General features: G+C 35.3%; 5 protein-coding genes. 4 read left to right on the top strand and 1 reads right to left on the bottom strand.

Annotation, left to right across the window (positions count from 1 at the left end):
- Nucleotides 1-84: 84 nt before the first annotated feature.
- Nucleotides 85-783, bottom strand: coding sequence for a 4'-phosphopantetheinyl transferase family protein (locus MKX78_RS22735; protein ID WP_307316496.1), 699 nt, complete (start codon nt 781-783; stop codon nt 85-87).
- Nucleotides 784-948: 165 nt separating this feature from the next.
- Here MKX78_RS22735 and MKX78_RS22730 point away from each other — a divergent pair, with 165 nt between their 5' ends.
- The 4 genes from MKX78_RS22730 (at nt 949) to MKX78_RS22715 (ending at nt 13255) form a co-directional block, all read left to right on the top strand.
- Entirely contained in the window at nt 949-2214 is a 1266-nt protein-coding gene (locus MKX78_RS22730; protein ID WP_095371506.1) for a cation:proton antiporter, read from the top strand.
- Between the two features lie 16 nt (nt 2215-2230).
- Nucleotides 2231-3793: an NAD(P)-binding domain-containing protein gene (locus MKX78_RS22725; protein WP_233435183.1), complete on the top strand. Its 1563-nt coding sequence runs from the start codon at nt 2231-2233 to the stop codon at nt 3791-3793.
- Nucleotides 3794-3854: 61 nt separating this feature from the next.
- The gene (fabF, locus tag MKX78_RS22720; RefSeq protein ID WP_307316500.1) at nt 3855-5096 is read left to right on the top strand and encodes a beta-ketoacyl-ACP synthase II; all 1242 of its coding nucleotides are present in this window, start codon (nt 3855-3857) and stop codon (nt 5094-5096) included.
- Between the two features lie 14 nt (nt 5097-5110).
- Entirely contained in the window at nt 5111-13255 is an 8145-nt protein-coding gene (locus tag MKX78_RS22715; protein WP_341052535.1) for a non-ribosomal peptide synthetase, read from the top strand.
- Nucleotide 13256: the final 1 nt, after the last annotated feature.

Below are 13256 nucleotides of genomic sequence, written 5' to 3'. Positions count from 1 at the left end.
GTATATACCACTAATTTATACTGAGTATACACTAAATGCCAATTTTTAATAAAAATAGTTCAATCTCCCTGTTAAAACATTTCACTAAAAGAATGAATCATACTTATAAAAGAAGGGGGAGACAGGCTGTGATGTACAAAGCGACAATATATAACTGGAAAGAGTGTAAGTATTTAAAAATAATGAATCGGTAGGATAGTTTCTTAAACAAACATCCTTTGAAATGATGGTATGAATTAATTTAGGGTCAGTATAAAAACCAACACCTAAATGTTTTAGTATGGATTCCTTTTGTGTCCAGCAGTGGATGAAAGCTCGTTCGCCATCTGATTCTATTTTCTTCAACTGGTCCAATTCTGTATTGGTCATGAATAGCTTAGCAGTATCATTCATATCTAGTTGGTAAGGTTTGAGTTCCTCGATATCAATTCCAACTGAATGGCTTAAACTAATTGCAATACAGGCCCAATTATTTGAGTGGCTTATATTAAAAGTATAAGGATGTTTATGCTTGTTAGATATGTACGGTTTGCCGTATTTAGAGTATTGGATATGGATTGAAGCAGGAGGAGTATGCAAATAATACCCGAGCAGATTTCTAAGTGCATATCTACAGGTTAAATAGCGATGTCTTTCCGTCTTATGTATAAATTGATTGGCTTTAGTGATTTCGACTGCTGAAAGTATACTGTATTGTTCCGTGTATGTTTTACTCAGGTCAATTAACCATATGGCACATTCCCCGTCGATGATGTGATGCATCTTCTCTTTAAAAACAACCATTTTCCCACCTTCTCGTTTTTTTATTTTACATTCTCATACTAATAACTTACTAAAATATGGCTATAACGCAATAGAATCAATTTAATTTTGCGTAAAATACGGATTTTTGAAACCCTTTAGACTATTAAACTTTAGGAGAAATAGTACAAGAAAAGGAGCCGTGATATGGGAAATGAGATGCATATATTTATAAAAATGTTAGTAGTTTTTATCCTAATATTGATTGCCTCCAGAAGTGTTGGAAGGCTATGCACTTATGTCGGACAACCACGTGTATTAGGGGAAATGTTAGCAGGGGTAATATTAGGACCAACATTATTTGGAGCAGTATTTCCGGGCCTGTATGCAAATTTGTTTGATGCTGATATTAAAAATATCCTGTACATGTTTAGTCATTTAGGACTGGCACTTTATATGTTTCTAGTTGGAATAGAGGTTAATTTTAAAAAGTATGATAAAAAGTTTTATCGAAACTCAGCAAAATTATCGCTATCAGGTTTTTTGGTACCCTTTGTAGCAGGAATCGCTTTGGCTTTTATTTTGAAGGATGCTTTCTTTCAAGGAGATAATTTCCTCCATTTTGCATTGTTTATTGCCATTGCAGTTTCCATGACAGCTTTTCCTATGTTGGCACGTATTCTCCAAGAAAAAAACATGATGAAGACAAAAATAGGTGGGATTACACTTTTATCTGCGAGTGTGATAGATGTCTTAGGTTGGTTGTCGCTAGCTGCAGTTATTGCTTTAGTAGAGACAAATTCCCTCAAAGGTGGAGGAGTGACATTTCTCGGAACTATAATCTTTGTCATTGTTTTATTTAAAGTATGTAAACCATTACTAGAGAGAATATTTGTAAGCGTAGTAGAAACAGGAAAGATGCATCAGGGGCTTTTAGCGCTGATACTTGTCCTCGTTTTAAGTGCAGCAGCATTTACTGATTATATAGGGGTGTATTCAGTATTTGGTGGTTTTATGATGGGGCTCATTATGCCTAAGAATAAAGTGTTTGAACAGCAGGTTCGCTCAAAATTAGAAGACATTGTAGTGGTCTTCCTTGTCCCCATTTTCTTTACGTACTCTGGGATCAACACGCAATTTACTACACTGAACGTCTCGCTGCTCATCATGTTTTTAATCATTCTTATTTTTTCATCTATCAGTAAATATGCTAGCTGTTTGATTACTATGAGGGCAGCTGGATTTGGATGGAGGGAGTCATCAGGGGTAGGTTCATTAATGAATGCCAGAGGATTAATGGAATTAATCGTACTTAATGTTGGCTTAACATATAACATTATTTCTCAAGACTTATTTAGTTTAATGGTTTGGATGGCAATTATCACGACTGCGATGGCGTTACCTGCTTATCATTTTTCGGAAAAATTCAAATTCAAGAAGGCGCTACCTTCAAATACTATCACAATAAAATAAAAGGAGAGATTTATATATGGAAGTAAAAATGGACAATCATATCTATGATGTATTAATTATTGGTGGAGGACCTGGTGGAATACAAACGGCACTTACTTATTCAGAGATATGTAGAGAAAATGGGGCTGAACCTAATATGGTTGTTCTAGAGGCTTTTAACAGAGCTGGATATAGCTTCACAAAGTATCCCGTTCACGAAAAACTTATTAGTAATAATAAATTGTATACTGGTAAACCATTTAAAAGCCGATATGCAGAAAGGTTCGATTGGAATAGCTTAATTACAAAAGAGAAGAATATATTAATGAGAAATTATAGCCAGGATTTTTATCCAAATAGGAAAGCAATTGTTGATATGTTAAATGATCTTATTGACGAATGTAATATCCCGATTAGTTATGATACTCAATGGATTCAAACGAATAAAACAGAACAAGGGTTATTTGAGGTCATTACTACTAAAGGAACTTTTACAAGCAAAGCAGTTGTTGTAGCAACAGGTCTAAAACCTGTTATCCCAAAAATAGAGGGAATAGAGCATATAACCATGTATGAAAATATGAAAACAAAAGAATCATACAGGGACAAGCGTGTTCTAATCTTAGGGAAAGGCAATAGTGGACTTGAATGTGCACAGGAGATATTAAATGAAGCGAATGTGATTATGGTAGCAAGCCCTTCCTCAGCAAAAATGGCTTACAAAACCCACTATGTTGGAAATATCCGAGCGGTTAATTCGATTTTTGCAGAAAACTATCAACTTAAACATCAAGCAGCACTGCTTGATTGCCATATAAAGAGTATAGAGAAAGTAGCAACAGGTTTTAATGTAACCGTTGAATATATTCATGCAGACGGTGAAGTTGAAACACTTTTCTTCAATGAAGTAATTGCAGCAACAGGCTTTAAGTCAAATATAGATCAACTGATAAAGGATTTTAACATCCAGTTGTTGCATAAAAAATTCCCATCGATTAATGGGGTATTTGAATCGACAGAGGTATCCAATTTGTATTTTGCAGGAGCACAAACACATGGTCTAGATTATAGAGGATATTCTACAAGTGGATTTATTCACGGATTCCGTTATAACTCACAAATACTTGCGAACCATCTAGCTGAAAAATTTAATATCAGCAAAATGGAAAAATCATTAGAACAAGATCCATCAAAGAGAATACTAGATGAGTTGAATGAATCGCCAGAATTATGGCTTCAGCCTGGATATGTTGGCTATCAATTAAAATTTGATGGGCAGCATTGGTATGAAAATGGTCATCGGACAATTAATGAATTCAAAGATTCAACATTGAACACTAATGAATTAACCATCTTTATTTCGCTGGAATATGGGGACATTAGTAAATTTGAAGAAACATTTAGTATTCCAAGAGTACCAGGGGATGCTACACAAAGTGTGCATATTCATCCAGTTATTAGAGTGAAACAAGGTGACGAAATAATTAAATATGACTTGGAAGAACATTTGGAATCAAAATTTGATGCTGATCTTTATGTTCCAGTAATAAAAGAGATAGTGACAAATGCAGTGGAAAAAGAGTCGTCATTATCCTACTAGACTATTGATTTTTTTTACAAGTTTAAAAATCTATTTTTGCAGTAATTAGGGAGGATAAAAATTGAAACAAAAAGCAGTTGTAACCGGAATGGGCGTTGTAACTCCTATTGGAATTGGGGTAGAGCAATTTTGGGCAAATTTAATTCGTGGTAAAAGTGGGGTAGAGCCCATTTCTAATTTTGATACCGAGCATTTTACTACTAAGTTTGCAGCACAAATCAAAGATTACCAAGCCGAAGACTATTTTAATAGTAAGGAAATTAAACGTATGGATGCATATACTCAATATGCATTAATTGCGACAAAAGAGGCACTCAAACAATCGCGTTTGCCCTTACAAAATATTGACCCCTATCGGATAGGTGTAATCGTTGGTTCGGGTTCTGGTGGGCTCAAGACAGTATTAGAAAATGATAAAAGGCTGATTGAACGAGGGGCTAAAAGGGTCAGCCCCTATCTTGTTTCATCTATGGTAGTAGATGCAGCCTCTAGTGAAATCACTTTATTAACTGGGGCTAAAGGGAAGAGTGGAGCCTTTGTTACTGCTTGTGCCACGGGTACAAATTGTATAGGTGAAGGTTTAAGAGCAATCCAGTGGGGTGAAGCGGATGTAATGATTGTTGGCGGAGCAGAAGGAGATTTGACCCCATTAGATCTTGCGGGATTTTCTAATATTAAAGCGTTATCAACTAGAAATGACGACCCACAAGGTGCAAGTAGACCATTTGATAAAGATAGGGATGGATTTGTACTAGGAAGTGGTGGGGGAGTTCTTATTCTTGAGTCTGAAGATTTTGCAAGAAACAGAGGGGCTACTATTCTTGCTGAAATCGCTGGATATGGCTCTACTTCAGATGCCTATCATCAGACTGCTCCTGACCCAAATGCTGAGGGAATGATGATGTCAATGAAGAAAGCTATTGAGGATGCTGGCGTAGAACTCTCTGAAATTGATTATATCAATGCTCATGGTACGAGTACAAAATACAATGATTATTATGAAACCATGGCCATTAAAAAACTGTGGGGAGAAGCAGCAACAAATATTCCTATAAGTGCAACAAAATCAATGACAGGCCATTTATTGGGGGGAGCAGGAGCGGTTGAACTAGTAGCAAGTATCTGCTCTATAAGGGAAAATCTTATACATCCTACAATCAATTGTGATCATATTGATCCTGAATTAAATCTTAACTTTGTCCCACATGAGGCATTAGCGAAACAGGTAAAAGTGGCTTTGAGTAACTCATTTGGGTTTGGTGGTCATAACGCAAGTTTAGTAGCGAAAGAATGGAATGAGTAAAGGGAGGGTGGATTATGGATATAACGAAGATGGGTTCATCATCAGCTGAAATAAATTTTCCAAACAGTGAGAAAAGTATTCATGAATTAATTGAAATGCAAGCGATTCAAACACCTAACCTTCCTGCAATTATTTTTGAAAACAAAGCTATGTCATATGCTGATTTAAATCAAAAAGCAAATCAGTTGGCAAATTATCTACTCAGTGAAGGTCTTCAGCCTGAAGAACCTGTACTTGTATGTTTAGATCGTTCCTTTAATATGGTGATTACGCTTTTAGGTATTTTAAAAGCAGGAGGCGCTTATGTGCCGTTAGATTCAGATTACCCATCAGATAGGCTCTCATATATGGTGGAGGATATTCATTCTCCATTTTTAATTACCTCAAAAGAAAAAGAAAACTTATTTATAGCAATGAATCAATTAATAAATAAAAAAATTCTAGTAGATGAGGAGAAATGGAAAGTTCACTCTGGAGAATCCCCTTTGGTACAAGGAGATAATAATCGTTTAATGTATATTATTTACACTTCGGGCTCAACAGGAGAACCTAAAGGAGTGGCAAATACACATCAAGCATTAAACAACCGCTTACAGTGGATGCAGAATGAACATGTCTTAGGAACTGCCGATAGAGTACTCCAGAAAACCCCGTACAGTTTTGATGTTTCAGTATGGGAAATCTTTTTGCCATTAATGACCGGTGCTGCTATCGTACTGGCTAAGCCAGGAGGACATAAAGATCCCACTTACTTGTTGAATTTAATTAAAGAACAGAACGTAACAACCATACATTTTGTCCCGTCCATGTTATCTGTCTTTCTTGAAGTAATTCCAGCTAAACAGATAACATCATTGAAAAGGGTGATTTGCAGTGGTGAAGCCCTAACAAAGAAAATTGAATTAGATTTTTTTTCTAAATATGAAAATACCAATTTATATAACTACTATGGTCCAACAGAAGCAGCAATAGATGTTTCATTTTGGAAATGTACGGGTGATGAAAGTGAAAGAGTTGTACCTATTGGTTATCCGATAAGTAATACTCAATTATATATTTTAAATGAAAATCTGGCACCAGTTGTTCCTGGTGAGAGTGGCGAATTATATATCGGAGGGATTGGCCTTGCAAGAGGCTATTACAACAGAGAGGAATTAACTAGACATTCCTTTATACATCATCCAAATAAAGAGAGGGGTCGTTTATATAAAACAGGGGACTGGTGTAAGGAAAGGTCAGACGGAGCAATAGAATATATAGGAAGAAAAGATTTTCAAGTAAAGGTTCGTGGTTTTCGAGTTGAACTTGGAGAAATTGAAGCTTCTCTAGAAAAAAGAAAAGAAATAAAAAAGTGCATAGCAACACCGTGGGACCAATCTGGTGAAATGAGTATAGTAGCATATGTGCAATTTAGTAAAGGTTTTGTGCTCGAGGAGTCTGAATTGAGAGATTATCTTAATACTAAGTTGCCTGAACATATGATTCCTTCCGTATTTATAGAAGTGGAATCTATTCCATTATCATTAAATGGAAAAGTCGATAGGAAAAAGCTGCCAACTCCTTATAGAAGCAATATAGAAAGTGTCCCAACCAATGTAACGGAGCAAAAGGTGGCTGGGATTTGGAAACAACTTCTATACTTAGAGGCTGTTGATATGGATACGCCTTTTATCAAATTAGGTGGTAACTCTCTTTTCGTAGCAAGATTAGTAGGAAGAATTAATGGAACATTTAACCTTTTCCTTACTATTAAAGATGTTTTCGAAGCAAAGACTATAAGACAATTATCTATTCTCATAAATGAAAAGTATCAGGATGGTAAAAATGAGGAGTTGGTATGCAAAGAAGTACAGAAAGGCGAAGCATCTTGGCTATCTGATGCACAAAAACGTTTATGGTTTTTAAATAAATTGGATGGTGACAGTGCTCTATATAATTTACCTCATTATATAGAAATCAATGGGTTCTTGGATACTGCTGGTTTAAAGGCGAGTCTCCATCAAACATGTATAGAAAATGATATTTTTTCATACCGGTTTGGTGACAAGGATGGAGAACCTTACCAATATAAAGAAGTCATTGAAGGTATAACTGTATCGGAAGTTGATCTGTCAGACTATCCATTAGAATTGGCAAGAGAACAGGCAGTTAATTTTATGAAAATCGATGCAAAAATTCCTTTCTATATACAAAAAGAAAGGGTTTTTCGATTCAAGCTTTATAAATTAGCAGAAAATACGCATATTTTTTATTTTAATTTCCATCATATCATTTCAGATGGTTGGTCTGATCATGTTTTTATTCAAGCGCTCTTTAGACATTATCAATCATATATTCAAGAAAAAGAATTGAAAGAAAAAACGAAGGTAACATACCAAGATTATATTTCAATGCAATCTGCCCATTGGAATCAGCCATATATGGATGAGCAACTTGCCTTTTGGAAAAAGGAACTAGAAAAAGAGCAACCGATAGTAAACTTATCAGCTGGTAAGCAAAAGCAATCCAATTCAATGCAAGGTGAAGAGATTACCTTTTCATTACCAGAAGGAATAATAAAGGAGCTAAAAAACTATTGCAAGCATAAAGATGTAACGGTGTACACTGTATTTTTGGCTATTTATATTATATTTCTACATAGACTTTCAGGTGAACATGATATTTCTGTAGGGTCCCCTGTGGCCGGAAGAAAGCAAGCAAATTTTGAAGACATTATCGGCTTATTTGTTAATACGGTTGTTATACGAAATGAAATAGATAATGATCACAGCTTTGAACAATTCTTAAAGCAAATAAAAAATAAAGCGATGAATGTGTTTTCAAATGATGATGTTCCTTTTGAAAAGGTTGTTGAAGAGGTTAGGCCTAATAGGAAGTTGTTTGGAAGTCCTTTCTTTCAATATATGTTTGCTTTTGAAGAAATGCCAAATACAGATGTTACAGTTGAAGATTTAAACCTCAGTCCCATTAAATCTGTTTTTAATGGTTTATCGAAATTCGATTTAACATTATTTATTAAAAAAGAAGGGGCAGAATATCTAGGCAAGTGGGAATATAGAAGTGATTTATTTAGTGAAAAGATTATGAAGCAATATAATAATATTTTTCTTCAAATCCTTCAATCGGTGATGGAAAACACGCAGATTAAAATTAAAGATATTTCTATCATTAAGGAAGAGAGTAAAAGGGAGTTAATAGTAGATTTAAATAATTCGAAGGTGGATTTTCCTAACTGTTGCCTACATGAGCTTTTTGAAGAACAGGTCAAAAGAACACCTTCTGCTACTGCAGCAATTTTCGAAAATGAGATTTTAACTTATGAAGAACTAGATAAGCGCGCCAATCAATTAGCACATGTTTTGATAGAAAGAGGTGTGCAACCTGATCAACCGGTAGGGTTAAGGATGGATAGGTCGTTGGGGCTTGTGGTTGCTATGCTTGGTATTTTAAAGGCAGGAGGCGCCTATTTGCCAATCGATAAGGAAGCACCTGTACAACGTGTGTATAGTTTATTAAAAAGTGCTAAATCAATTGTTTGTATCACAGATGAAAAGGGATTAGCAGCTAAAAATACTACATTTATAGAATATGAATTAATAGATTCTTTCAGTACCTACAAGAGTGAAAAGCCAACGGTGAAAATATCTCCAGATCATTTGGTATCTGTATATTATACTTCGGGATCAACTGGGGCCCCTAAAGGAGTGAGTAGTACACATAGGGGTTGGGTTAATCGTATGTGTTGGATGCAAAATAAACATAAACTACAAGAAAATGAAGTAGCCTTGCAGAAGACAACTTTAACTTTCGATGATTCAGCAGTAGAGTTTTTCTGGCCATTGATGATAGGAGGAGCAGTCGCATTCATTCCTGCAGGTGCACATCGTGAACCGACAAGTATTATCGAATATGCAATACGATACAAGGTGGCTCTGCTACAATTTGTGCCAAGTATGCTCAAGATGGTTATTGAAGAAATCACACCTTTGCAGAAAGAGAAATTATCTAATTTAAGGGTTGTTGTTTCTAGTGGCGAAGCATTAAAGGCTTCATTGGTCAAAAAATTCTACGAAAAAATGCCTGGTAAATTATTTAATACCTGGGGAGCAACAGAGGTATCTATTGATTCAACGTGCTATGATTGCACGCCTGATGACGAATTTGAAACAGATATTGTATCAGTTGGACGCCCTATTGATAATAATCGGGTATACGTGCTTGATCATCAATTAAATCCACTTCCATATGGGGTCCCAGGAGATCTTTATATAGCTGGCATTGGTCTTGCCAGAGACTATTTGTATGACCCTAAAAAAACAAATGAGTCCTTTGTTGCTGATCCTTTTTTTGAAGGGGAGAAGATGTATAGAACAGGGGACAGAGGATATTTAAATGAACATGGCGAGATTATGTTCCTTGGAAGAGATGATAATCAAATTAAAATTCGAGGAATGAGAGTAGAACTTGGAGAGATAGAAAGTAGTATTGCAGCTTTAGATTTTATAAAAGAAGCCATTGTCACTGCAAATGGACAGCAATTAAGTTGTTATTACATTTTAAATGTAGGTGAAGATAAGCAGGCTGTTGATATAAGAGAACATCTAACAGAACACTTACCTTCTTATATGATACCTGCCTATTATATGAAGTTAGAGAGTTTTCCGCTGAATGCAAATGGAAAAGTAGATAGAAAAGTTCTTCCTCAACCCAATGCGGAACATCTTATGATTAATCAGGATTACGCAATCCCTGAAAGTGAGATAGAGAAAAAAGTAGCAGATATTTGGAGTGAAAGATTAGGCATTGATTCTGTTGGACTGAATGATCATTTTTTTGAATTAGGCGGCCATTCCTTATTAGGCGTACAGATTATCTCGCAAATAAACAAAGCCTTTCAAATCTCTTTAACCGTACGATCATTATTTGAAAATCCTACAGTTAAACAATTATCCAATTTGATTCAAGCTTCTACTTCTATTTCAGAATTGTCACCGATTGTTAAGGTAGCAGATAGACAAGTTTGGCATCCTTTGACTGATGCACAGCAAAGAATTTGGTTTTTAGAAAAATTAAATACAGATAATACGAGTTATAACCTTCCGCTTATCTTAAAATCAACTGGCAGGTTTGATATAAATCGTTTAAATGATGCAATAAACAAACTTATTATTCGGCATGAATCATTGAGGACTCAATTTTTAGAAATCGATGGTTTTCCTTTTCAGAAGGTCATTCCTGGATATGAACAGTGTGTGAAGGTTATAGAGGCAAGTGAGGCTACTTTACAAGAGTGCATTAATCTTGAGATGAAAATGAAATTTAACCTAGAAGACCCTCCGTTAATTAGAGGAAGTGTTTTGCGATGTGAGGAACGAGATATCTTCGTACTAATACTTCACCATATTATTTGTGACGGTTGGTCTATAAATGTACTAAAAAATGAGCTTATTCAAGTTTATATGGGGAATGAGGATTGTTTTGCAGAAGAGCCAATTCAGTATTTAGATTATACTTATTGGTTGTCTAATAAGCAGAGTAAAATCCAACATCAACTAGAATATTGGAAAAAGATATTTAATGAAGATATTCCAATTATTCAGCTTCCAATGGATCATTTAGAAAATAACACAAGATATAATCATACGATTCACAAAAAAATTGATTTGAATAAAGCCAATGAAATTAGGGCTTTTGTTAGAAGCAATAAAGTAACCCCATTTATGTTTTTCTTGAGTGCATTTTATGTTCTTTTATCCCGCTTAAGTGGGCAAAAGGAAATTACTCTAGGTACACCGATTATTAATAGAAGTAATACCGAATTAGAAAAGGCAGTAGGGTTATATTTAAATACGCTACCACTTAAAGCGGATATCAATGAGCATTTGAGTTTTACCGAGTTTTTAATGAAGACAAAAGCAATTGTCTTGGGCGCATTCGAAAATCAAGATATTCCTTTTGAACAAATTGTTGAGGCTGTTCAACCTGAAAGAAATATAGACCGGAATCCGTTATTTGACATATTAATAAATTATCGGAAGTTTGAAGAGCAAAAAACGTTCAGCGTTCATGGTGAGGAAATAGCTGAACTAGAAGTAGCGGATATAACGTCTAAATTCCTGATGACTTTATATATTGAAGAGACAGCAGATCAATTTAAATTCAGTATAGCTTATCAAAATCATTTATTTTCAGTTGAGCGAATGGAAGACTTTTTTGAACAATACTTGAGTCTATTAAATACTTTTATCGCTAACAAAGAACAATCGATCCTACAACCGAGTTTAATGACGGGAAAATCAAAAAAAATATTACCTAACCCAGAGAAACCACTGTACAAAAAAAGCTATCCTTCTGTTACCGAACAGGTTGAATATTGGGCAAAGAACACGCCCGAGAAAATCGCCGTGGAAGAAGGTAATAAATTTTACTCGTATACGCAATTATCTAATTATTCTAATAAAGTGAGCGTTGGTTTACGAAGATGTGGCATTAAACCAGGGGATGTTATTGCTATTCAAGGCAAAAGAAGTTATTCGATGATAGGCACAATCGTAGGTGTATTAAAGGCAGGCGCAACATTTTTAAATATTGATAATGATCTACCTGCACAACGGGTTACTCAAATGATTGAGCAGTCAAAAGCTAAGGCTATTATTCTTACTGACAATTTAGGCATTCATCAGAGCGTTTTTTCAATTAGTACTCTCGCTACATACCATGTAGATGAGTTTGTTAATAGGTTGGAGAATTCAAGAAGTATGAAACCTATCAATCATGACAATGCTTATATATTCTTTACTTCAGGTACTACAGGTCAACCGAAAGGAATATTAGGATCGCATAATAGCCTTTCACATTTTCTCAATTGGCAAAGAAACCATTTTAGTGTCAGTAATGAAGATAGAAGTGCCCAGCTGACTCATACAACGTTTGATGTATACTTACGTGATATATTTTTACCGTTAACAAGTGGATCTACAGTTTGTGTACCTGTAGAGGATGAGGAGGAAGATATTTTTCATTGGCTCAATGAGAAAAAAATCACGCTCCTTCACGCTGTCCCGTCTATTACCATGCACTGGTTTAGAAGCGGTTTGAAGATAAAATTGCCTTCATTAAGGCACATATTTTTTGCCGGTGAACCGTTACCTGATTATTTGGTAGAGAAGTGGAGAGAGGTAACATGTGCCCAGGTCAATAATTTTTACGGTCAAACGGAAACAACTTTAGCCAAGAGCAGTTGTCCCATCGATTCAGCATTACAAAGTAATACAGTAATGCCTATTGGTAGCCCTATTTCTGATGCTCAACTTCTTATTGTGAATAAAAGTGGTGATCAATGTGGAGTTGGTGAAATGGGTGAAATTACAATAAGAACACCTTATATGTCTAAGGGCTATATTAATTCCCGAGACAAGATATTTGAACAACATAAATGGTCAGGTTCTTCAGATGATGTGTTATATAGGACAGGTGATTTGGGGAGATATCGTCCAGATGGATTAATTGAGATTTTGGGTAGGAAAGATCATCAAATAAAAATAAGAGGTGTAAGAGTAGATAAGAATGAAGTAGCAGCTGCTATCGTTAATGAAACTCAAATCACTGATTGTGCAGTAATAGATGTAAATACAGATGACGATGTTCACTTAATTGCTTTTGTTGTAGTAAACAAGGAAATGTTTAATCCGAATGAACTACGGATTCGGTTGAGAGAAGTACTGACATTGTCGATGATACCTAATAAATTTATATCCATACCAGAAATTCCTGTTACGAAAAATGGAAAAGTAGATGTATCGAAGTTAATGGCTTGGTCTAGTCAACAGGAACACATCACTGGCTCTTATTCTTTTCAAACAAATATGGAAAAGGATATGAAAAGAATATGGGATCATCTTCTACCAGGAAAAGTGATACGTCCCGATGACAATTTCTTTGAATTGGGTGGCTATTCTTTGCTAATTGTACGTATGATTGCCGCTGTAAAAGATGAAATTGGCAAGGATTTATCCTTAATTGATATTTTTAAATACCCTACGATACGAAGCTTAACGGCCTATCTTTCTCTAAAATCAGGTCAAAGTGGTAATAAGACCGTAGCTGTGAGAAAAGTTGAGCGAATAAAAAGAACAGTTACTTATAGTGGAAAGGAGTGAA

The organism is Cytobacillus sp. FSL R5-0569 (assembly GCF_038007265.1).
GTDB classification, from domain to species: Bacteria; Bacillota; Bacilli; order Bacillales; family Cytobacillaceae; genus Cytobacillus; species Cytobacillus kochii.
The sequence above is the reverse complement of the archived record's forward strand: the minus strand, read 5'-3'. Positions and strand labels throughout refer to the sequence as shown.